18 protein-coding genes are annotated in these 22,121 nt (G+C 70.4%); 6 read left to right on the top strand and 12 right to left on the bottom strand.

What is annotated here, in order from left to right:
- Positions 1-371: 371 nt before the first annotated feature.
- The 4 genes from IH68_RS0112120 to IH68_RS0112105 all read right to left on the bottom strand — a co-directional run bounded on the left by IH68_RS0112120 (position 372) and on the right by IH68_RS0112105 (position 4,419).
- Positions 372-1,067, bottom strand: coding sequence for a hypothetical protein (locus IH68_RS0112120; RefSeq protein ID WP_063763509.1), 696 nt, complete (start codon positions 1,065-1,067; stop codon positions 372-374).
- Between the two features lie 34 nt (positions 1,068-1,101).
- Positions 1,102-1,923, bottom strand: a complete 822-nt coding sequence (locus tag IH68_RS0112115; RefSeq protein WP_030932868.1) for an ABC transporter permease — start codon at positions 1,921-1,923, stop codon at positions 1,102-1,104.
- A 115-nt stretch (positions 1,924-2,038) separates the two neighbouring features.
- On the bottom strand, positions 2,039-3,013 hold the full coding sequence (locus tag IH68_RS0112110; RefSeq protein WP_030932865.1) for an ABC transporter ATP-binding protein: 975 nt from the start codon (positions 3,011-3,013) through the stop codon (positions 2,039-2,041).
- A gap of 191 nt (positions 3,014-3,204) precedes the next feature.
- Positions 3,205-4,419 carry an NYN domain-containing protein gene (locus tag IH68_RS0112105; protein WP_030932862.1) on the bottom strand — a complete coding sequence of 405 codons (1,215 nt, stop codon included), beginning with the start codon at positions 4,417-4,419 and terminating at the stop codon, positions 3,205-3,207.
- Positions 4,420-4,658: 239 nt separating this feature from the next.
- Here IH68_RS0112105 and IH68_RS57065 point away from each other — a divergent pair, with 239 nt between their 5' ends.
- Positions 4,659-4,823, top strand: coding sequence for a hypothetical protein (locus IH68_RS57065; protein ID WP_199931870.1), 165 nt, complete (start codon positions 4,659-4,661; stop codon positions 4,821-4,823).
- 118 nt (positions 4,824-4,941) lie between these two features.
- On the opposite strand, the gene dnaE is transcribed toward IH68_RS57065, so the two are convergent.
- Entirely contained in the window at positions 4,942-8,481 is a 3,540-nt protein-coding gene (gene dnaE / locus IH68_RS0112095; protein WP_030932860.1) for a DNA polymerase III subunit alpha, read from the bottom strand.
- A gap of 205 nt (positions 8,482-8,686) precedes the next feature.
- Here dnaE and IH68_RS0112090 point away from each other — a divergent pair, with 205 nt between their 5' ends.
- From IH68_RS0112090 to IH68_RS0112075, 4 genes are all read left to right on the top strand, one after another.
- Positions 8,687-10,012, top strand: coding sequence for a DUF2252 domain-containing protein (locus IH68_RS0112090; RefSeq protein WP_030932857.1), 1,326 nt, complete (start codon positions 8,687-8,689; stop codon positions 10,010-10,012).
- Between the two features lie 67 nt (positions 10,013-10,079).
- The gene (locus IH68_RS0112085) at positions 10,080-10,784 is read left to right on the top strand and encodes a hypothetical protein (protein WP_030932854.1); all 705 of its coding nucleotides are present in this window, start codon (positions 10,080-10,082) and stop codon (positions 10,782-10,784) included.
- 118 nt (positions 10,785-10,902) lie between these two features.
- Positions 10,903-11,721, top strand: a complete 819-nt coding sequence (locus IH68_RS0112080) for a thioredoxin domain-containing protein (RefSeq protein WP_030932851.1) — start codon at positions 10,903-10,905, stop codon at positions 11,719-11,721.
- A 107-nt stretch (positions 11,722-11,828) separates the two neighbouring features.
- Positions 11,829-13,499: an alkaline phosphatase D family protein gene (locus IH68_RS0112075; RefSeq protein ID WP_030932849.1), complete on the top strand. Its 1,671-nt coding sequence runs from the start codon at positions 11,829-11,831 to the stop codon at positions 13,497-13,499.
- A 7-nt stretch (positions 13,500-13,506) separates the two neighbouring features.
- Here IH68_RS0112075 and IH68_RS0112070 read toward each other — a convergent pair whose 3' ends face one another.
- Positions 13,507-14,076: a dienelactone hydrolase family protein gene (locus IH68_RS0112070; RefSeq protein WP_030932846.1), complete on the bottom strand. Its 570-nt coding sequence runs from the start codon at positions 14,074-14,076 to the stop codon at positions 13,507-13,509.
- Positions 14,077-14,183: 107 nt separating this feature from the next.
- Here IH68_RS0112070 and IH68_RS0112065 point away from each other — a divergent pair, with 107 nt between their 5' ends.
- Positions 14,184-15,296 (top strand): mechanosensitive ion channel family protein, encoded by a 1,113-nt coding sequence (locus tag IH68_RS0112065; protein WP_030932843.1) that lies wholly within the window; start codon positions 14,184-14,186, stop codon positions 15,294-15,296.
- Between the two features lie 6 nt (positions 15,297-15,302).
- Here IH68_RS0112065 and IH68_RS0112060 read toward each other — a convergent pair whose 3' ends face one another.
- The 6 genes from IH68_RS0112060 to IH68_RS59115 all read right to left on the bottom strand — a co-directional run bounded on the left by IH68_RS0112060 (position 15,303) and on the right by IH68_RS59115 (position 21,009).
- Positions 15,303-16,043, bottom strand: coding sequence for an SDR family NAD(P)-dependent oxidoreductase (locus tag IH68_RS0112060; protein WP_030932840.1), 741 nt, complete (start codon positions 16,041-16,043; stop codon positions 15,303-15,305).
- 50 nt (positions 16,044-16,093) lie between these two features.
- Positions 16,094-17,680, bottom strand: a complete 1,587-nt coding sequence (locus IH68_RS0112055; RefSeq protein WP_030932837.1) for a Na+/H+ antiporter — start codon at positions 17,678-17,680, stop codon at positions 16,094-16,096.
- Positions 17,681-17,765: 85 nt separating this feature from the next.
- Complete coding sequence (locus IH68_RS0112050; protein WP_030932835.1) at positions 17,766-18,236, bottom strand: GNAT family N-acetyltransferase; 471 nt, start codon at positions 18,234-18,236, stop codon at positions 17,766-17,768.
- Positions 18,233-19,177 (bottom strand): RluA family pseudouridine synthase, encoded by a 945-nt coding sequence (locus IH68_RS0112045; protein WP_030932833.1) that lies wholly within the window; start codon positions 19,175-19,177, stop codon positions 18,233-18,235. The genes IH68_RS0112050 and IH68_RS0112045 overlap by 4 nt, the downstream gene beginning before the upstream one ends.
- 58 nt (positions 19,178-19,235) lie before the next feature.
- On the bottom strand, positions 19,236-19,811 hold the full coding sequence (lspA, locus tag IH68_RS0112040) for a signal peptidase II (protein ID WP_030932830.1): 576 nt from the start codon (positions 19,809-19,811) through the stop codon (positions 19,236-19,238).
- Between the two features lie 61 nt (positions 19,812-19,872).
- Positions 19,873-21,009 (bottom strand): TraR/DksA C4-type zinc finger protein, encoded by a 1,137-nt coding sequence (locus IH68_RS59115; RefSeq protein WP_063763514.1) that lies wholly within the window; start codon positions 21,007-21,009, stop codon positions 19,873-19,875.
- Positions 21,010-22,121 lie beyond the last annotated feature (1,112 nt).

The following is a 22,121-nucleotide window of genomic DNA, read 5'->3' as shown; positions in this document are numbered from 1 at the left end:
CCAGGAAGCGCAAATGGCGCCTCAAGAAGGGCCGCTCCAACCACGGCCATCGCCCAGCGTAAGAGAGCTCAGGGTGAGAGCTCAGGGTCCTCAACGCCGGCCGGCATCCTTCAGCCCGTCCGGCGTTTGAGGACGAGGCCATTCAGGCCGACCGGGGTCCGGGGCGGAGCCCCGAGGAGGGGTACAGGGGACGCAGTCCCCGCCCGGGTTCAGGGCCGGAGCCCCGAACAGGGGCGCAGGGGACGCAGTCCCCGCCGGGGTCCCGGGGCGAAGCCTTGGCGGGGTCGAAGGGGCGGCAGCCCCTGGGGATGGGACGGGTAGGGGCGGCGGGGGCGACTGCATCCATCAGCGGCTCCGCCGCGGGCCCGCACCTACGCCATCGGCGCCCCATAAGGATCCTTGGGAAGACCCCCGTGTTCCTGATACGGCTCCGGATCCCGAGGCCCGAACAGCGCCGTCAACCCGAGATGCACCACCAGCGCAGCCAACGACCACGCCAGCAACGCCCCCTTGGCCCCGAGCTTCAGCGGCGCAGAGAACGTAACGCCCTTGCCCACTTGCTCCGCATGGGCGATCACATCCTGCGACGGCCCGAGCCACACCCCGAGCTTCCAGGCCAGCAACGACCCGAGCAGCCCCCCGAACCCCAGCGCCACCGCCAACGGCACACCCCCACGCCGCCGCCACAAGAAGACCCCGAGCGCACTCACCGCACCAAAGGCCACCGCAAGCAGCGTGAACGTTCCGTCCACCCCGATCGCCTGTTCCCCTTCGCTGTCGGAGAGATAGACGACCCAGCTCTTGTCGACCACGTCGCCGACGAGCGGCACATGCGGCGCCAGCCACCACCACAGCACCCCGAGCAGCGCGCCCGCGACCGCCACCACCACCGTGACCACGGCGGCCTCCCGCACTTCGGTCTTCATTCCGGGCCCGTCCTGTCCGTACGTGCCGTCCCACGCGGCGTCGTGCGCCACAGGAGCCACGTACCCGGCAGCCGGGGGCTGCCACGCGTTCTGCGAGGACTGTTCGTGCGGCGGCGGAGGCGGAGTCAATGGTGCGGTCACCCTGCCATCGTGCCAGGCCCGTCTGTGCGGCGCGTCACCGGACGGCCGCCCGACGGTACGCCCAGGTGGCGACGGCCAGCGAGACCACGCCCACCCCGGCGCACACGGCGAGGTCCCCGGCCACGAAGGCCCAGTCGGGATGCGCCCCGAAGGTCCGCGCAAAGGCCTCGACGCCGTACGTCGAGGGCAGCAGATCCCGCGCGAACCGCACGACCTCGGGCATCCGGTCGGCCGGCAGCACCCCGAGCAGCAGCGCCGCGGACATGCCCAACTGGCCGAGCAGAGTGGCCAGTTCGGGCCGCGGCGCGAGCAGTCCCAGCGCCGCGCCCAGCCCGGCCAAGGCCGCCCCCGCCAGCGGAATCACCGCGGCGAGCACCCACAGATGCGACAGCGGCAGCCCGAACAGCACGCATCCGAACACCGCCGTGACCACGGTCCCCGGCACGGTGAAGGAGGCATACGCCCCGGCCGCCCCCAGCACCACGGCCGCCGGCGGCACCGGCAGCGTCGCGTAGTGGTCGAGCCCGCCGCTCGCCCGCAGCTGCCCGAAGTACTGCGCGAGCAGATTCAGCGCGACGAACGCCACCACGAGCACCGACGCCCCGGCCACCACCGACTCGGCCTCGCCGCCGCCGTCCACGACCCCCCGCATCAGGACCATGATCCCGATCGACTGGAAGGTCGCCACGAACAGCAGCGGGATCCGGGCCACCCGCGCGCGCGACAGCTGCGCCCGGTACACGGCGACGAGGGACGGCCACATCCGCGCCCGCGGCCCGAGCTCGGCCGCGCCGCGGCCGGCCTCCTCCACGGCCAGGGCACCGCCCGGCAGGACATCGGCGGGTACGACACTCACGACGCGCTGCTCCCCTTCTCACTCGGGCCCACAGAGCCCGGGCCCACTGGGGCGATCGCCCTCTCCCACAGGGACCATACGGCTGCGGCGGCCCGCGCACTCACGACGGTGCTCCTCACGCTTTCACCAGCCCCTGCTGCGCGGCGCCGCCCAGCGCCAGGTACACGTCCTCCAGGCTGGGCGTGGCCAGGGTGAAGTCGTCGAGCGCGGCGAAGGCGCTGCCGCCGGTGACGGTGGCGACGACCGCGCGGGCCTCCTCGGGGGCCAGCCTGAGCGTCCAGCGGCGCCCGGACTCGGCGGCCCGCTCACGCAGCGCGGCGACCTCCGGGACGTGCAGCGGCGCATTCTCGCGCCACACCAGCTCGACCCGGACCTCCCCGGCGACCTGCTCCTTGAGCCCGGTGGGGGTGTCGCAGGCGATCACCCGCCCCTGGTCGAGGACGGCGACCCGGTCGAGGACCGTCTCGGCCTCGATGACGTTGTGCGTGACGAGCAGCACCGTCGTCCCGCGTTCGGCCCGCCGCCGGTCCACGGCCGCCCACACGGCCCGCCGGGCCACGGGATCCATCCCGGTGGTGGGCTCGTCGAGCACCAGCAGCGGCCGCTCCCCGACCAGCGCGGCGGCGAGGCACGCCAGCCGCCGCTGCCCGCCGGACAGCTTCTTCAGCGGCCGCCCGGCAAGGGGTGTGAGCCCCAGTTCCTCCAGTACGGCGTCCCGCTCGGCCCGCGCTTCACGGGCCTCAAGACCGCGCAGCCGCCCGGTCGTCTCGGCGGCGAGGGACACGGTCAGCTCGTCGAGGGCGCTCGACTCCTGCCCCAGGTAGGCGAGGATCCGCGCGGCCCGCTCGGGGTGCCGCACGATGTCGTGCCCGAGGATCTCGACCCGCCCCGCGTCGGGCCGCATCAGTCCGGTCAGCTGCCGTACGAGGGTGGACTTGCCGGCGCCGTTCGGCCCGAGGAGACCGAAGATCTCACCGCGCCGGATGTCGAGGTGCACGTCGTCGGTGGCCCGCACCGCAGGCGTCCCCGGCGCACCCCGCCGTCCTCGCACCGCCGGATAGGTCTTGGTCAGTCCGCGCACCGCGCACACGACGTCCCCACCGTGCCGAAGTGCCTGTGCCGCGCGCGTACTCACAAAGGACGAGGGTACGGGGTCGAGGGCCCCCGCCCGCTCCCGGGTCGGCCCATAACCGCACAACCACCGGTAAAAAGATGAACCCGGCGCACCGGCGCTCGACCACGACGGCGCCGCCCCCGCGTGCCCGGCTCACCGCACTCGGCTCACTCGCCGGCAGGCGCATGCTCCGCGGCCGTCCGCACGTCGATCTCCCGCCAGAACCCGGCCCGGATCGCATACCGGTCGTGCTCGTCGATCTGGTCGTCCTTGTGGGCGAGCAGCCCGAAACGGGCGGCGTAGCGCAGCAGCTCGCCGTCGATGCGGTGGGGGACGCGCGGGTACATCCCGGACAGCTTCTGCAGATGGCTCTGGTCGCCCAGGCGCTCCATCCACCGCCGTGCGAACACCTGCCCGACCTCGTACGGGTCGCCGCCGACCGTGGTGATGTCCTCCTCACGGTCGGCCCACCGCTGCTCCGCCGTGGTCAGCTGTGCCAGCGTCGGCATGGACGCAGCCTCGGGGGCCTCCGCGACGGGCCGGTCGACCCAGCCCTTGTCGGAGGACCAGCGCAGGGTCGCGTTCGCGGGGGGCTGGGCGGGCTGCACCCCGGGGGCGCGCAGCGCGGCCAGGTCCTTCGGGGTGGGCACGCCCTTGGGCGCGGGCACCCGCTCCTGCGTGCCGTTCTCGGAGCGGGCCGCCGCGGGCGCATGCTCGCCGTCCTCGGCGGCCCGCTCGGCCGCCGAGGCGAGCGCGGACTCCGGCAGCGGCGCGGAGAGGATCGCGGCGATCTCGGGGCGCGGCACGGGCGGCGGCGCACAGATCCCGCCGAGCTCCTTGGCCCGTACGGCCTTGGTGATCCACGTACGGTCCAGGACGCGCCGCTCGTCGGCCTCGGCGACCAGGTCCTCGGACTGGTTGTAGTCCCCGTCGGCGGCCTGCACGGCCCACAGGTGTACGGCGACGCCGTGCTCCTTGGCGGCCATCATGCCCGGCAGCAGGTCGCCGTCGCCGGTGACGAGGACGACGTCGGAGCAGGCGCGGTTGCGGGCGAGCTCGGTGAGCTCGGCGTGCATGGCGGCGTCGACGCCCTTCTGCGCCCAGCGTCCGTCGCTGCGGGTCAGGGCGCCGAGCCGGACGGTGACCCGGGGCATCACACGCAGCCTGCGGTGCTCGGGCTGCGGGACGCGGTCGGGGGCGCCGTCGAACCAGTAGATGCGCAGCAGCGGCCGTTCCGTGTCGGACTCGGCGCGTTCGCGCAGGGCCTGGATGAGGGCGGCGTGATCGACGGTGATGCGGGAGCGTGACGGCTCACCGGCGAGGAGACTGGCGGCGGCCCCCAGCAGATAACCGGCGTCCACCAGGACGATGCAGCGGTCCACGTGGTCCACCCTCTTTCCGGTTTCCGGGAGGTTTGCTTCGGGCTTCCTTCGAGTCTGCCCGACTGCGCGGGGGTTAACGGCCCGAACTCGATCTTCGGCGTGGCGTTTCGGGTCGCGTCCCGGGTCCTCGCACTCCGAGATGCCCTGTCACAGACGGTAATTATCCGAAATGCGCTCGTTGTCAGCCTATGTGAATCTGGTCGCGGCCCTGGCCCCTATTCCACACAGGAGGCAGAACCATGGCCAAGAACAAGAACCGTGAGCGAAAGCAGCCGCAGTCCGAGCGCGGTCAGCAGACGACCCAGCAGTCCTCGACGGAGTCGCACGCCGATCAGCACCTGAGCCAGATGACCCCCGGCGACATGGCCCGCAAGGGCAAGCAGAAACGCTTCGGTCACAACTGACGCGCTCACAACTGACATCTGCATATCGGGTCGTTGAGACCCAGGCACACAGAGGGGCGCACCCGGATCACCGGATGCGCCCCTCGTCTCGGCTGGTTCGCCCGCGCGCGTACGTCGCTCAGCCGGCCAGGCAGGACGGTCCGAGCAGCACCTTCAGGTCGCCGAAGAGCGCCGGGTCCGGCTTGACGCGGTGCCGGTCCAGGCGCAGGACCGTCGTCCTGGTCGGGCCCTGGAGCTTGATGCGGACCTCGCTGTCGCCCTTGTGGTGGCTGAGGATCTCGCCGAGGCGGCTGACCATCGGCGGGGTGACCCTCGTTGCCGGGATGGTGAGGATCACGGGCGCGTTGGTGCCCGCGTTGGACAGGTCCGGGACCTGGAGTTCCATCGCCACCAGCCGCGGCACGTCCTCGCGCTTGTCGAGGCGGCCCTTGACGAACACGACGGCGTCCTCGACGAGTTGGGTCGACACCAGTTGGTAGGTCGCCGGGAAGAACATGCACTCGATGGAGCCGGCGAGGTCCTCGACGGTGGCGATCGCCCAGGCGTTGCCCTGCTTGGTCATCTTGCGCTGCAGGCCCGAGATGATGCCGCCGATGGTGACGACCGCGCCGTCCGCGTGCTCACCGCCGGTGAGCTGGGAGATGCCCGCGTCGGCCTTGTCGGACAGCACGTGCTCCAGGCCGAAGAGCGGGTGGTCGGAGACGTACAGACCGAGCATCTCCCGCTCCTGGGCGAGCAGATAGGTCTTGTCCCACTCCTCGGTGGTGAACTCCACGTCGAGTCCGAAGCCGGGCTCGTTGCTCTCCTCCTCGCCCATGCCGCCGAAGAGGTCGAACTGGCCCTCGGCCTCCTTGCGCTTGACCGCGACCACGTTGTCGATCATCGGCTCGAAGTGCGCGGTCAGACCCTTGCGGGTGTGGCCCAGGGTGTCGAACGCGCCCGCCTTGATCAGCGACTCCGTGGTGCGCTTGTTGCACGCGACCGCCTCGACCTTGTCGAGGTAGTCGGGGAAGGAGGCGTACTTGCCCTTGGCCTGGCGGCTCTTGATGATCGACTCGACCACGTTGGTGCCGACGTTGCGGACGGCCTCGAGACCGAAGAGGATCACGTCGTCGCCCTGGGCGGCGAAGTTGTGCACCGACTCGTTGACGTTCGGCGGGAGCACCTTGATGCCCATGCGCCGGCACTCGTTGAGGTAGACCGCCGACTTGTCCTTGTCGTCCTTCACGGAGGTCAGCAGGGCGGCCATGTACTCGGCCGGGTAGTTGGCCTTGAGATAGGCGGTCCAGTACGAGACCAGTCCGTACGCGGCGGAGTGCGCCTTGTTGAAGGCGTAGCCGGCGAAGGGGACCAGCACGTCCCACAGGGCCTGGATCGCCTCGTCGCTGTAGCCGTTCTTCTGGGCGCCGGCCTGGAAGATGGTGAAGTTCTTCGCCAGCTCGTCGGGCTTCTTCTTGCCCATGACGCGGCGGAGGATGTCGGCCTCGCCGAGCGAGTAGCCGGCGATGATCTGCGCGGCCTTCTGCACCTGCTCCTGGTAGACGATCAGGCCGTAGGTGACGGCCAGGACCTCCTCGAGAGGCTCCTCCAGCTCCTTGTGGATCGGGGTGATCTCCTGGAGCTTGTTCTTGCGCAGCGCGTAGTTGGTGTGCGAGTCCATGCCCATCGGGCCGGGACGGTAGAGCGCCGAGACGGCGGAGATGTCTTCGAAGTTGTCGGGCTTCATCAGACGCAGCAGCGAGCGCATGGGGCCGCCGTCGAACTGGAAGACGCCGAGGGTCTCGCCGCGCTGGAGCAGTTCGAAGGTCTTGGGGTCGTCCAGCGGGAGGCTCAGCAGCTCCAGGTCGATGCCCTTGTTGGACTTCACCATCTTGACGGCGTCGTCCATGATCGTCAGGTTGCGCAGGCCGAGGAAGTCCATCTTCAGCAGGCCGAGCGACTCGCAGCTCGGGTAGTCCCACTGCGTGATGGTCACGCCGTCGGTGTGCCGCACCCAGACGGGCACGTGCTCGGTGATGGTCTCGCTGGACATGATCACGCCGGCGGCGTGCACACCCATCTGCCGGACCAGGCCCTCGACGCCCTTGGCGGTGTCGATGACCTTCTTGACGTCGGGCTCGTTCTCGTACATCCCGCGGACCTCGCCCGCCTCCGAGTAGCGGGGGTGCGAGGGATCGGTGATGCCGTTGAGGTCGATGCCCTTGCCGAGGACGTCGGCGGGCATCGCCTTGGTGATGCGGTCGCCCATCGCGTACGGGTAGCCCAGCACGCGCGCGGAGTCCTTGATCGCGTTCTTGGCCTTGATCTTGCCGTACGTGCCGATCATGGCGACCTTGTCGGCGCCGTACTTCTCGGTCACGTACCTGATCACTTCGACGCGCCGACGCTCGTCGAAGTCGATGTCGACGTCGGGCATGGAGACGCGCTCGGGGTTGAGGAACCGCTCGAAGATCAGGCCGTGCGGGATCGGGTCGAGGTCGGTGATGCCCATGGCGTACGCGACGATCGAGCCGGCCGCGGAGCCTCGGCCGGGGCCGACGGCGATGCCGTTGTTCTTGGCCCACATGATGAAGTCGGCGACGACGAGGAAGTAGCCCGGGAACCCCATCTGGATGATGACGTCCATCTCGTACTCGACCTGCTTCTGGCGGTCCTCGGGGATGCCGCCGGGGAAGCGGCGCTCCATGCCGCGCCGGACTTCCTCCTTGAACCAGGTGACCTCGGTGTAGCCGTCGGGGATGTCGAACTTCGGCATGAGGTTCTTCGCCTCGAACATGCCGGCGGTGTCGACCTGTTCGGCCACCAGGAGCGTGTTGCGGCAGCCCTCCTGCCAGGCGTCCGAGGAGTCGATGGCGTACATCTCGTCCGTGGACTTCAGGTAGTAGCCGGTGCCGTCGAACTTGAAGCGGTCCGGGTCGGAGAGGTTCTTGCCGGTCTGGATGCACAGCAGGGCGTCGTGGGCGGTCGCCTCGTGCGCGTACGTGTAGTGCGAGTCATTGGTGACCAGCGGCGGGATGCCGAGCTTCTTGCCGATGTCGAGGAGGCCGTCGCGGACCCGGCGCTCGATGTCGATGCCGTGGTCCATCAGCTCCAGGAAGTAGCGGTCCTTGCCGAAGATGTCCTGGTACTCGGCGGCCGACTTCAGGGCCTCGTCGTACTGGCCGAGACGCAGCCGGGTCTGGAGCTCGCCGGAGGGGCAGCCGGTGGAGGCGATCAGGCCCTCGGACCACTGGGAGATGGTCTCCTTGTCCATACGGGGCCACTTCTGCAGCCAGCCCTCGGCGTACGCGTCCGAGGAGAGGCGGAAGAGGTTGTGCAGACCCGTCGCGTTCGCCGCCCAGATCGTCTTGTGGGTGTAACCACCGGAACCGGAGACGTCGTCGCGCTTCTGGTGCGGCTGGCCCCACTGGATCTTGCGCTTGTTGCGCCGGGACTCCGGGGCGACATATGCCTCGATCCCGATGATCGGGGTGACCCCGGCCTTCTTCGCGGAATGGAAGAAGTCGTACGCCCCGTGGAGGTTGCCGTGGTCGGACATGGCGATATGGGTCATGCCCATCTCGTTGCACGCGTCGAACATGTCCTTCAGCCGCGCGGCACCGTCCAGCAGCGAGTACTGGGTGTGGACGTGCAGGTGCGTGAACGGCGGCTTTGACACGGTTCGGCCTCCAAAGGAAACGCGCGGCGACGGGCTGGCGGACAGTCCTGGGGTCAGCGTCGAAGTCTATGCCTCGGGACTGACAATCCGGGGGCTGCCCCGCGTACCTTCACTGCGAGGATCGCGGGCACTTCCGCGCACCCTCGACCGTTGGAAAAAACAGAAACGCCGTCGTACACATCCATGCACCAGGAGGCACCCCGCGATGTCGGTTCCCCAGCTCAACGACGAGCAGCGCGGCGAGGAGATCCTCGCCGTCTTCGACACCGCCTTCGGCCGGCTCCTGGCCGCCGACCCGGCCGCGTTCCGCGTGAAATTCCGCAAGATGGCCGCCTCGGCCTTCGCGTTCTACCGGGGTACGGCGTGCCTCTTCTACCACGACCTGGACGCGGAGAAGCGGGGCGGCCCGTACCTGGACGAGCGCACCTCGCGCGTGTGGATCCACGGCGACCTGCACGCGGAGAACTTCGGCACGTACATGGACGCGAACGGCCGCCTGATCTTCAACGTCAACGACTTCGACGAGGCGTACGTCGGCCCCTTCACCTGGGACCTGAAGCGCTTCTCCGCCTCCATCGCCCTCATCGGCTACGCGAAGGCGCTCGCCGACGACCAGATCACCGAGCTGGTCGAGGTGTACGCGGGCGCGTACCGCGAGCGCATCCACGCGCTGGCGACCGGCGCGAAGAGCGACGAGGTGCCTCCGTTCACGCTCGACACCGCGCAGGGGCCGCTCCTGGACGCCCTGCGTGACGCTCGCTCCCTCACCCGCTTCGGGCTGCTGGACTCGATGACGGAGATCCGCGACTTCGAGCGCCGCTTCGCGCCCGGCGGCGGCTCCATCGAGCTGGACGCGGCGACCCGCTACAAGGTCCTCGCCGCCTTCGACGGCTATCTGGAGACGCTGCCGGACGCCTCCCTGGCCCGCCCGGACTCGTACCGGGTGAAGGACGTGGTGGGCCGCCGGGGCATCGGCATCGGATCGGCCGGGCTGCCGTCGTACAACATCCTTCTGGAGGGCCACAGCGACGCCCTGGAGAACGATGTGGTGATCTACATCAAGCAGGCCCAGACCCCGGCCGTCTCCCGGCACATCACCGACCCGGCGATCCGCGACTACTTCCAGCACGAGGGTCACCGCACGGTGATCTCCCAGCGCGCCCTGCAGGCGCACGCCGACCCGTGGCTGGGCTGGACCGAGCTGGACGGCGCGGGCCAACTGGTCGCCGAGGTGTCGCCGTACGCCGTCGACCTGGACTGGGGCGACATCGACGACCCCGAGGAGATCGCGGCCGTCGTCGCCGACCTGGGCCGGGCCACGGCCACCATGCACGCGGCGGCGGACGACACCTCCGGCGAGTCCCTGGTGCCGTTCTCCACCGAGCGCGCCATCGACGCGGCGATCGCCGCCGACGAGGACGGGTTCGCGGGCGTGCTGACCGACTTCGCGCACGGCTACGGCGCACGCGCGCGTGCCGACCACCAGATCTTCGTGGACCTGTTCCGCAACGGCCGGATCCCGGGGCTCTGACAGTCCGTAATCTCACAGGGAGCATTTAGGGGTCCCTTACAGGACCACGTGACAGACTCTCCACGCTATGGACATATCCGGGACCCGCATCAGAGCGCTTCGCGCGGCGCTGTTCACGGCTTTGGTCGTGACGCTCAGCACCGCGTCGCACGTGCTGCTGTCGCGGGTCCCGCTGCCGCTCAACACGGTGGCCGCGGTCGCCGCCACCGTGTTCACGGTCGCCTACGCCCTGGCCGGCCGCGAGCGCGGTTTCGCGCGGATCGCCGCCCTGCTGATCCCGCTGGAGCTGGCCGCCGACACGGTCTTCACCACCGGCCAGCACGTCTGCTACGGCCGCGCGGGCGGCCCCGTCGCCGGCCCCCTGCGCTCGGTCGGCTTCGACGTGCTGTGCGGCAACGGCACCGGCATCGGCACCGGGGCAACCGCCCCACTTGCCCGCGTGACCGGCACCGGCACCGACCGGCTCGCCGCCCTGGTCGCCCACGCCGACCCGGCCACCGCCTGGCTGCTGCTGGCCGCTCACGTCGGCGTCGGCCTGCTGGCCGCCGCCTGGCTGCGCCGCGGCGAGCGGGCGCTGGCCCAGCTGGTCCGCGCGGTGACCGCGACCACCTTCCGTCCGCTGCTGCTGGCGGTCGCCGCGGTGACCGTCCGGCCCGCCGAACCGGTGCGGCGCGTACGGCACACCGGCAGCCGCGCGGCCGGCGCCCGCGAGCGGATCCTCGTGCACTCCCTGGGACGGCGTGGACCGCCGTGCTCGGTCGTCTTCGCCTGAGCGACACCTGGTGCGCTGCACAGCACGCACCGTCATTGCGCACAGCACCTGAGCACGACCAGTCCCCCACACGTATCCCGCGTACGACGTATGCGCGTCCCACATGGAGAACACCGACATGAGCAAGCGGAACAGCCAGGCCTCGAAGACGGCGGCCCGAGAGCGGCTGCGGCAGGAGCGCGAGCGCCAGGCCAAGAGTGCCAAGGTCAAGCGGCAGGCCATCGTGGCCGGTTCGGTCGTGGCCGTACTGGCGGCGGCCGGCGGCATAGGTTACGCCGTCGTCCAGGCCAACAAGCCCAGCTACTGGGAGGGCCAGAAGGACGCCAAGGTCACGGCCCCCGCCCACACCACGGGGACCAAGGGCACCACGGTCATCATCGGCAAGAGCACCGCCAAGAAGACCCTCAAGCTCTACGAGGACCCGCGCTGCCCCGTGTGCGCCCAGTTCGAGCAGGTCGTCGGCCCGACTTTCAAGAAGGACCTCGACGACGGCAAGTTCAAGTTCCAGTACATCGGCGCCACGTTCATCGACAGGAAGGACAACGGCCAGGGCTCCAAGAACGCGCTCAGCGCTCTGGGGGCCGCCCTGAACGTCAGCGACGAGGCGTTCCTCGAGTACAAGACCGCGATGTACTCGACGAAGTGGCACCCGGACGAGACGCAGGACAAGCTCAAGGACGACGCCTACCTCATCAAGATCGCCCAGACCGTCCCCGCGCTGAAGGACAACACGAAGTTCCAGGACGCGGTCAAGAAGGGCACCTACGACGCCTGGGCGATGGCCATGTCGAAGACCTTCGACGACAACAAGGACGGCGTGACCGGCACACCGGGCTTCGTCATGGACGGCAAGCAGCTCTTCGCCGACGGCAAGAGCCTGCCGCTCCTGACGGTGGCCGACTTCAACAGGGTGGTGGGCGCGGCCCTCAAGGGCTGACACCGAAAGGGCTGACGCCTACGGGGAATCCAGCCTCCGCATGAAGAGCGGGCGAACATTCCGGGTTCGCCCGCTCTCACGCATACCGATCAGTAACCTGTTCGGTCGTGACCAGTCGATACAGATCATCCGAGGCATCCCAGGCCCTCAACTCGCTCTCGCCACGCCGCCGTACGGTCGTCAAGGCCGCGGCGGCGACCGCTGTCCTGGCCGGGCCGCTCGCCGCCGCGCTCCCGGCCCGCGCGGCCGCGGACGCTCCCGCCTTCCTGCACGGTGTCGCCTCCGGTGACCCGCTGCCCGACGGCATCCTGCTGTGGACCCGTGTGACGCCCACCGCCGAGGCCATACCCGGCTCGGGGCTCGGCCCGGACACCGAGGTCAGCTGGGTCGTCGCCAAGGACAAGGCGCTGACGAACATCGTCGCCAAGGGCTCGACCACCGCGAGTGCCGCCTCCGACCACACCGTCAAGGCGGACATCCGGGGCCTGGCGCCGGCCACCGACTACTGGTTCCGGTTCTCCGCCGGCCCCACCGACTCCCCGGTCGCCCGCACCCGTACGGCGCCCGCCGCCGACGCCGCGGTGCCGGGCCTGCGCTTCGGCGTGGTCTCCTGCGCCAACTGGGAGGGCGGCTACTTCGCCTCGTACCGCCATCTCGCGGCGCGTAACGACCTGGACGCGTGGCTCCATCTCGGCGACTACATCTACGAGTACAAGTCCGGCGAGTACGCGGCACGCGGCACGGTCGTCCGTCCGCACGCGCCGACGAACGAGATCATCACGCTCGCCGACTACCGCACCCGGCACGGCAAGTACAAGACCGACCCGGATCTGCAGGCCCTGCACCACAAGGCGCCGGTCGTCGCGATCTGGGACGACCACGAGTTCGCCGACAACGCGTGGTCCGGCGGTGCGGTCAACCACACCGAGGGCGCCGAGGGCACCTGGACCGACCGCAAGGCGGCCGCCAAGCAGGCCTACTTCGAGTGGATGCCGGTCCGCCCGGCGATCGCGGGCACCACCTACCGCCGGCTGCGCTTCGGCAAGCTCGCCGACCTGTCGCTGCTGGACCTGCGCTCCTTCCGCTCCCAGCAGGCGTCCACGGCCAGCGGTTCGGTCGACGACCCGGACCGTACGATCACCGGGCGTGCCCAACTCGACTGGCTGAAGGCCGGGTTGAAGGCGTCCGACACCACCTGGCGGCTGGTCGGCAACTCGGTGATGATCTCGCCGTTCGCCATCGGCTCCCTCTCCGCCGACCTGCTCAAGCCGCTCGCCAAGCTGCTCGGGCTGCCGCAGGAGGGCATCGCCCTCAACACCGACCAGTGGGACGGCTACACGGACGACCGGCGCGAGCTGCTGGCCCACCTGCGCTCGAACGCGATCGGCAACACCGTCTTCCTGACCGGCGACATCCACATGGCGTGGGCGAACGACGTGCCGGTGGACGCCGGGACGTACCCGCTGTCGGCCTCGGCCGCCACGGAGTTCGTCGTCACCTCGGTGACCTCCGACAACCTCGACGACATCGTGAAGGTCCCCGAGGGCACCGTCTCCGCGATCGCCTCCCCGATCATCAAGGCGGCCAACCGGCACGTCCACTGGGTCGACACCGACCGCCACGGCTACGGCGTGCTGGACATCACCGCCGAGCGCGCACAGATGGACTACTACGTCCTGTCCGACCGCACGAAGGCCGACGCGACGTCCTCCTGGGCGCGTTCGTACCGCACGCGCACCGGCACCCAGAAGGTCGAGCGGACCTACGACCCCGTATAGAGGGCTCCTAGAGGGTCTCGAGGAAGCCGAGCGCCACCCGCCAGGTGGCCTCGGCGGCCTCCTGGTCGTAGTCCGGCAGCCCGGGGTCGGTGTAGATGTGGCCCGCCCCCGCGTATCTGTAGACCTCGACGTCCGCGCCCGCTCGGCCCATCTGCAGATACCAGGCGCTCAGCCAGTCGTCCGTCTCGAACGGGTCCGGCTCTGCGACATGCAGCTGGACCGGCAGGTCGTCCACGGACACATTGGGCGCGATGTCCGACGTGCCGTGCAGGAGCAGCAGCCCGCGCGCCTTCTCGTCGCCGAGCGCAAGGGTCTGCGCGATGGACGCGCCGAGCGAGAACCCGGCGTACACAAGGCCACGCTCCGAGTAGGGCGCAGCAGCCAGGACGGCTCTCCTGAGCAGTTCGTCCTTGCCGATCTCGTCCTTGAAGGTCATGCCCTCCTCGACCGTCTCGAACGTACGTCCGTCGAAGAGGTCCGGGGTCCACACCTCGTGCCCGGCGCCGCGCAGCCGGTCCGCGGCCTCGCGCACCGCGGGCCGCAGACCGTAGGTCGAGTGAAAGAGCATGATGTTCATGAGGCCATCGTGCCAGCCGGGACTGACAACCCTGTCTCGCGGCCGTACCCCCTACGAGCCCGAACTCACATGTTCATGACCCCCCGGGTCCGGTTAGGTTCGCAGGCATGGAGAACGTACTCCGCCCGCTGATCGTGATCGGTGGCTCGGTCGTGCTCACGCTGCTCATCGGCTGGGCCACCGATCTGCTGCTGCGCAAGGCCGACGAGCGACACGGCGAGACCCCGCTGTGGGGGCTGCTGCGCCGCGGCCGCGTCCCCTACCAACTGGTGCTGTGCTCCGCCATGCTCAGAGGCTCCTACGACGAGGCGCAGCTGCTGCAGGAGCACAAGGTCGGCATCGGCCGGACGCTGACCCTGGTGCTGATCGGGTCGACGGCCTGGCTGGTGATCCGTATCGCGGCGGCCGTCGTGGAGACGTCCTACTCGCGTTACGCCCGCCTCCACCGCGATCCGGCCCGTGTGCGACGCGTACGCACCCAGGTGTCGCTGATCATGCGGGTGGTCGCGGCGATCGTCGGCGTGGTGGCCGCGGCCGCGATGCTGCTGACGTTCCCGGCGATGCGTGCCGCGGGCGCCTCGCTGCTGGCCTCGGCCGGCATCCTCGGCATCGTCGCCGGTGTCGCCGCCCAGTCGACGCTCAGCAACCTGTTCGCGGGCCTGCAGATCGCCTTCGGCGACATGGTGCGGCTCGGCGACACGGTCGTCGTGGACGGCGAGTGGGGCACGGTGGAGGAGATCACACTGACGTTCCTGACCGTGCGGACCTGGGACGAGCGCCGGATCACCATGCCGGTCTCTTACTTCACCTCGAAGCCCTTCGAGAACTGGTCCCGTGGCGGCACCCAGATGACGGGCATCGTCTACTGGCATCTCGACCACTCGGCTCCGGTGGAGCTGATGCGCGAGAAGCTCCGCGACATCCTGCGCGAGTGCTCGGCCTGGGACGGCCGCGACTACGGCCTGGCCGTCACGGACACCACCCCGAACACCATGCAGGTGCGGGCCCTGGTGACGGCCAAGGACGCCGACGACATATGGACGGTACGGGTCACCGTCCGCGAGCAGATGGTCCGCTGGCTGTGCGAACGGCACCCGTACGCCCTACCCCGCGTCAACACCTCGGACGCGGCCCTGCCGGCGAGCCGGCGCTCTCCCGACGGCTCCCCGGACGGCGCGGCACGCCGCACACCCGAGCAGCCGAGGACCGGCCGCGGCTGAACGGCCTCAGTGGCCGCGCTCCGCACCCCCGTTGACCTGGATCACCTGCGAGGTGATGTGCCCGGCCCCCGGGGAGGCGAGCCAGTGCAGGGTCGCGGCCACGTCGCCGGGGGTGCCGGCGCGCTTGTCCAGGGTGTCGTCGACGAGCCGTGCGCGCCGCGCCGGGTCGATCTGCGGCCCGAAGAACTCGGTGTCCTCGATGTACCCGGGCGCGACCACGTTCGCGGTGATCCCGCGCGGCCCGAGCTCCCGGGCCAGGTCATGGGCGTACGGGTGCAACGCGGCCTTGGCGCCCCCGTACGCGCCGCTGCCGGACCCCCGGTAGGCGGCGATGGAGCTGACGAACAGCACCCGTCCGCCCGGCGTGGCCAGCCGGTCCTTCAGTGCCTCCGTGAGCAGGGCCGCGGTGAGGGTGTTGATGCGGAAGTTGACGGTCCAGTTGTGTGCGACACGGTCGAGCGGGTCGTCGCTCTCGGCGGCGGGTTCCAGCTGCCCGGTGCCCCCGGCACCGTGGATCAGTACATCCACGGTCCCGAACTCCCGCTCCACCAAGTCGGCGACCCCACGCACCGCAGCCGGATCGCTCAGATCCGCCGCGTAGGTCGAAGCACCCGGCACCCCGGCCTTCGCCAGCACCTCCGCCCGTCGCCCGAGCAGCAGGACCCGATCCCCGTCCGCCGCGAAGACCTGCGCCGCGACAAGTCCAATTCCCGTTCCACCACCGCTGATCACAACATTGCGAGCCATGATCCGACCCTACGCACCGCAAGCCGCCGACCGCGAACGACCCGTGGGAGTCACCGCAGACTCCGCACGTCGAGATGGCGCAGCACCCGGTCGACGATCTCCGGATCCGCCCCGGGCTCGCTGCGCGCCGCCAGCACCTCGTGCCGCGCCGCGCTGAGCATCTCGCCCTGGATCCGCCGCACCCGCTTCAGCCGGCGCACCCGGTGTTCATGCGCCTCCCGCCGCTCCTCGTCCGCCATGTCCGGGCTGATCCGCACTCCGATGTCGAAGGCCCGCCGCAGCATCTGCTCGGACAGCTCCTCCGGCAGCTCCTCGACCTGCTCGATCTCCTTCAGCCGCCGCTTGGCCGCCTTGGCCGCCCGGACGGCAAGGGACTTCTCGAACTCCTTCTCCCGCTCCGTGTCGGCCTGCACCCCCAGCCGCTTCACCAGCCACGGCAGGGTCAGCCCCTGCAGCACCAGCGTCCCCATGATCACCCCGAAGGCGATGAACACGATCTCGTCCCGGTCGGGAAAGGCCGAACCGTCGTCGGTCTTCAGCGGAATCGCCAGTGCCAACGCCACCGAGGCCACTCCCCGCATCCCCGACCACCACATGACGACGGTCTCCCGCACACTCATCGGGATGTCCTCGTCGTAGTCCCGTTTCGCGTGCAGCCGCTTGGTGAGCCAGGTCGCCGGCAGCAGGTACACCAGACGTACGACGACCACGACGGCCACGATCACGCCCGCCCAGCCGAGCATCTCGGCCCACCGCCCGGACGCCGTCCGGATCGCGTTGTGCAGTTCGAGGCCGATCAGCCCGAAGGCGACGCCCGTGACGAGCGTGTCGACGATGTCCCAGAACGCGTGCCCCGTCAGCCGTGTCAGCACGTCGTCGGCATCAGTGGCGTACTCGGCGAGGAACAGGGCGGTCGTGAGCACGGCGAGCACACCGGAACCGTGCAGCTCCTCCGCGAGGACGTACGAGGCGTACGGCACGAGCAGCGTCATCCCGATCTGCAGGGTCGGGTCACCCAGCAGATCCATGAGCCTGTTGGCGCCCCAGCCGAGTGCGAGCCCCACCGCCACGGCCACCACGGCCGAGAGCACCAGGTCGAGCGCGGCCCGGCCCGGTGTGAAGCTGCCGCTGACGGCGGCGGCGATCGCCACGTGGTAAAGCACGATTGCCGTGACGTCGTTGAACAGGCCCTCGCCCTCCAGGATGGACACGAGCCGGCGCGGCAGCCCGAGCTGTCCGGCGACCGCGGTCGCGGCCACCGGGTCGGGCGGTGCGACGAGCGCGCCGAGCGCCACGGCCGCGGCGACGGGCAGCCCCGGCACGATCGTGTGCGCCACGACGGCCACGCACACTGTGGTGACGAAGACCAGCGCCACCGCCAGCAGGAAGATCGGCCGCCTGTTCGCCGCGAACTGCCGCCAGGACGTGCGCCGCGCCGCCGCGTACAGCAGCGGCGGGAGCAGCAGGGGCAGGATCAGCTCCGGCGGGACATCGACGTTCGGCACGAAGTCGGCCACGGCGAGCACGATCCCGAAGAGGGTCATCAGCACCGGCGCCGGCAGCCCGAACCGGTCCCCGACCGGGACACTCACCAGGGCCCCGAGCAACAGCACGAACAGCAGGGCCAACTGATCCACGGTCAGCACTCCGGGAAGGTCGACGTACGGGCAGCGGCTTTCAAGCCTGCCACGCCGCCGTCCCCGCGAGCGTTTTCGGGCTCTGCTACAGAGCGCGCCGCATGGCCCGGTGCGGGATGCCCGCCTCCGGATACTCCGGCCCGTACGCCTCGTATCCGAGCCTCTCGTAGAACCCCAGCGCATGCGTCTGCGCGTGCAGGTCCACCGCCGCGAGCCCACGCGCGCGTGCCGCGTCCTCGATGGCCCGCACCAGCGCCACCCCGACGCCGAGCCCGCGGGCCTCCTTGGCCACAGCGAGCCGCCCGAGCGACCCCACGGTCAGGTCGCCGTCGATCTTGGCCGCGGCCGCCTCGCCGTACAGCAGCCGCCCGGTGCCGAGCGGCACCCCGTCCTCCCGCACGGCCAGCACATGCACGGCAACGGCGTCGTACGCGTCGTACTCGAGATCCTCCGGGACACCCTGCTCGCCCACGAAGACCTCCTTGCGCACCGCGAAGCACGCCTCCCGGTCGGCGGGGTCCTCGGCGACGCGCACCACGTACGCGTGCGTGCTCATCCGTACGTCTCCTCGCGGACCTGGTCCAGCGCCTTCTGCAGGTCGGCCGGGTAGTCGCTGGCGAACTCCACCCACTGGCCGTCCCCGGGGTGCTCGAAGCCGAGCCGCACGGCGTGCAGCCACTGGCGGGTCAGGTGCAGCCGCTTGGCGAGCGTCGGGTCGGCGCCGTACGTCAGGTCGCCGACGCAGGGGTGGCGGTGGGCGGCCATGTGGACGCGGATCTGGTGGGTGCGCCCGGTCTCGAGCTTGACGTCGAGCAGCGAGGCCGCGCGGAACGCCTCGATGAGGTCGTAGTGCGTGACCGAGGGCTTTCCGTCGGCCGTGACCGCCCACTTGTAGTCGTGGTTGGGGTGGCGGCCGATGGGTGCGTCGATGGTGCCACTGGTCGGGTCGGGGTGGCCCTGGACGAGCGTGTGGTAGCGCTTGTCGACCGTGCGCTCCTTGAACTGGCGCTTGAGCGAGGTGTACGCGCGCTCCGACTTGGCGACCGCCATCAGGCCCGAGGTGCCGACGTCGAGGCGGTGCACGATGCCCTGGCGCTCGGCGGCGCCGGAGGTGGAGATGCGGTAGCCGGCCGCGGCGAGGCCACCGATGACGGTCGTCCCCGTCCAGCCGGGGCTGGGGTGGGCGGCAACGCCGACCGGCTTGACGATCACGACCACGTCGTCGTCGTCGTGGACGATCTCCATGCCCTCGACCGGCTCCGCAACGATCTGCACGGGCGCGGGCGCCTGCGGCATCTCGACCTCGAGCCAGGCGCCCCCGCTCACCCGCTCGGACTTGCCGACCACCGACCCGTCGACCGTGACCTTCCCCGCGGCGGCGAGCTCGGCCGCCTTGGTCCGGGAGAAGCCGAACATCCGGGAGATGGCGGCGTCGACGCGCTCGCCCTCCAGGCCGTCGGGCACGGGCAGGGTACGGATCTCGGGAATCGTGCTCACCCGTCGAGTATGCCGGACACCGCCGACCGCCCCGAACGAGCCTGTGGAAAGCTGGGACTCAGTCCTTGTGGACGGTCCCGTCCGGGTCGAGCCCCTTGAACGACAGCAGCACGATCAGGATGCCGCCGCACACGATCGCCGAGTCCGCCAGGTTGAAGACGGCGAAGCCCTTGGGCGAGATGAAGTCGACGACGCGGCCCTCGAAGACGCTCGGCGAGCGGAAGATCCGGTCGGTGAGGTTGCCGAGCGCACCGCCGAGCAGCAGGCCGAGCGCGACCGCCCAGGGCAGGCTGTAGAGCTTGCGGGCGAGCCGGGCGATCACCACGATCACGGCCGCCGCGATCACCGTGAAGATCACGGTGAAGGCCCCGCCGAAGCCGAAGGCCGCGCCCGCGTTGCGGATCGCCTCGAACTGCAGCCAGTCCCCGATGATCCGGATCGGCGCGTGGTTCTCCAGCTTGGCGACCACGATCATCTTGCTGACCAGGTCGAGGGCGTACGCGAAGGCGGCGACCGCGAACAGCACGGCGATACGGCGCTTGCCCCTGGGGCGTGCGGTCTCGCCCTGCTCCGGCTCGGTCCCCGCCGCCTCTGGGGTGTCCGGCGTACCGATGATGCGCTCCGCCTCTGCCACGTGAGTCCTTCAAGCTAGGTACCTGACTGAGGACGAGGGTACGACACGCGCGCGTACCGCCTCAGTACCGGCGTTCCTGCTTCTGCTTGCACTCCACGCACAGGGTGGCCCGCGGGAACGCCTGCATCCGGGCCTTGCCGATGGGATTGCCGCAGTTCTCGCACAGGCCGTAGGTGCCGGCATCCAGCCGAACCAGGGCCCGCTCGGTCTGCGTGAGCATCTCGCGCGCGTTGGCCGCGAGGGCCAGCTCGTGCTCGCGCGTGATGTTCTTGGTGCCGGTGTCCGCCTGGTCGTCGCCCGCGCCGTCCCCCGAGTCCCGCATCAGACCGGCGACGGCACTCTCGGACGAGCTGATCTCGTCACGCAGCCGCTCCATCTCGGACAGCAGCTCGGCGCGGGCCTCCTCGACCTCCTCCGGGGTCCAGGGGTCCTCACCGGGGCGCACCGCAAGCTCGCCCGGCTCCGCCGCGGCGACGCGTGCCTTGGGTACGGCGGTCTTGGCCGCCGCGGCCGTGCCAGGAGTCTTCTTCGCAACCACCGTCGTGGCTCCCGTCTGCTCCGCGGCCTTGGCCGCGCCCGCATTATTGGCCGTGCTCTTCCTGCCCCCACGCTTCGCGACAGCGGTCTCCCTACCCGTCCGCCGGGCGCCGTCACCCTTCGCAGGCGCGGTCTTCTCGACCGCGCTCTCACGTTTCGTGGCCGTGCTGTTGGCCGCGGCACTCGTCCCGGCCGCGACCTTCCTGCCCGCGCTCTTCTTCGCCGCGGCCTTCTTGCCGACGCCTTCCTGCCCGCCCTTGCCCGGTTCGGCGGTCGCCTCAGGGCCGGCGGCTCTCTTTCCTGCCGCTCTCTTCACAGCCGACTCCTTCGCCCCCGCCTGCCCAGTACCCCGTTCAGCACCTTCACGACCAGCGCTTTCCCCGGCTACGCCTCTGTCCCGGCCCGCCTTCTCCGCAACCGCCTCCCGGACCCCCGCCCCCTCAGGACCGCGCCCCGCGACACCGCTGGGACCGCCGGCCTTCGTAGCAGCCGCCTTGCCACCGGCCCCCGCCCCCTCGGCAACACCCTCGGGAACGTCGGCCCGCTCGACCGCCGCCTTGCCTCCGACCGCCTTCCTCGCGCCGGCCTTCCCGGCCCCCGCCCCCTCAGGACCGCCCCCCTCGGCAACGCCCTTAGGAGCGGCGGTCTTCTTGGCCGCCACTTTCTTCGCAGCGGCCTTTTTCGAAACGGTCCTCTTCGCCGCAGCCTTCTCCGTCGCCGCCTTCTTCGCTGTGCCCTTCTTCGCTGTGCCCTTCCCCGCCGCACGCCTCTCGGCGGCCCCCTCACCCCCCGCCGCCTTCTTTCCGGCGGCCGCCGTCGTGGTGCCCGCAGGTCTCTCGGGTTCTTCCTCCTCGACCGTCTTCCTCGGACGGGACATTTCGGAGGCGGTCGCCGCCTTGGCGGCCTTCTTGCCGGCGGACGGCTTCTTGTCGGCCGCCCGTGTCCCTCCCCCGGCCGCACCCCCCCGCACCGTCTTCACCGGCTTCGCAGCCTTCTCCGCCGTGCCGGCCGCAGTCCCCGTAACCGTCCTGGCCGTCTTCCCCGCACGCGCCGTGGCGCCTCCCCGCGCGCTCTTCTTCCCGCTCACATCCTTGGCCGCACCGCCGGACGCCTGTGTGGACCCGTCGGACGCCGACTGCTGTACGGCGGTCTTCTTCGCCACCATGGCCGCGGCCCCTTCACATATTGTGATCTTGCACGCGAATCGTGCTGGGACGATAAATCGACTTCAGTCCCGCGGCAACGGGGCAACCGCCCGATTCGCCCGGCTCACGCGCGCCGCTCCGCAAGCCTGCCTGCGTTGTGCCCAGCTCCCCGCGGGGTAATCCGCCGGACCGCCCGTCCCAGAATCCGAACACGCGTACCGCTCCATTCGGGTCAGCTCCGTCCCTACCGCGCCCCCGCCCCCGGGGCCGCGAAAACCGGTCGGCCGTTGTCCGCGCGGCGCCGTACACTGGGCGGAGCGAAAAGCGTGGATGGGGACGAGTAGCGACGTACGCAGCCCAGAGCGACCCGGGGACGGTGGAAGCCCGGGGGCCAGCGCGACGTGAAGATCACCCCGGAGCCGCCGGAAGAAAGCCGCAGCCGAAGGACTGCGGCCGGTAGAACCGGCATCGCGACCCCAATGAGGGGGCTCACAGGTGCGCAACCCGCACCGGGGAGCCAAGGAGGGTGGTACCGCGGGAGCGCGCCGAGGTCGGCGTGGACGGCAGACAGAAAGCCGTGACTCTCGTCCCTCCGGACGGAAGGCAGCAAGTCCGCCGGAGGAAGCTC

The sequence above is a fragment of the Streptomyces sp. NRRL S-646 genome (assembly GCF_000720765.1).
GTDB lineage: Bacteria > Actinomycetota > Actinomycetes > Streptomycetales > Streptomycetaceae > Streptomyces.
The sequence above is the reverse complement of the archived record's forward strand: the minus strand, read 5'-3'. Positions and strand labels throughout refer to the sequence as shown.

Excerpts from the sequence above, each read along its gene's own strand:
- IH68_RS57065 (WP_199931870.1), top strand. The coding sequence starts at position 4,659 with ATGGCCAAGAACAAGAACCGTGAGCGAAAGCAGCCGCAGTCCGAGCGC.
- IH68_RS0112090 (WP_030932857.1), top strand. The coding sequence starts at position 8,687 with ATGTCGGTTCCCCAGCTCAACGACGAGCAGCGCGGCGAGGAGATCCTC.
- IH68_RS0112085 (WP_030932854.1), top strand. The coding sequence starts at position 10,080 with ATGGACATATCCGGGACCCGCATCAGAGCGCTTCGCGCGGCGCTGTTC.
- IH68_RS0112080 (WP_030932851.1), top strand. The coding sequence starts at position 10,903 with ATGAGCAAGCGGAACAGCCAGGCCTCGAAGACGGCGGCCCGAGAGCGG.
- IH68_RS0112070 (WP_030932846.1), bottom strand. The coding sequence starts at position 14,076 with ATGAACATCATGCTCTTTCACTCGACCTACGGTCTGCGGCCCGCGGTG.
- IH68_RS0112065 (WP_030932843.1), top strand. The coding sequence starts at position 14,184 with ATGGAGAACGTACTCCGCCCGCTGATCGTGATCGGTGGCTCGGTCGTG.
- IH68_RS0112060 (WP_030932840.1), bottom strand. The coding sequence starts at position 16,043 with ATGGCTCGCAATGTTGTGATCAGCGGTGGTGGAACGGGAATTGGACTT.
- IH68_RS0112050 (WP_030932835.1), bottom strand. The coding sequence starts at position 18,236 with ATGAGCACGCACGCGTACGTGGTGCGCGTCGCCGAGGACCCCGCCGAC.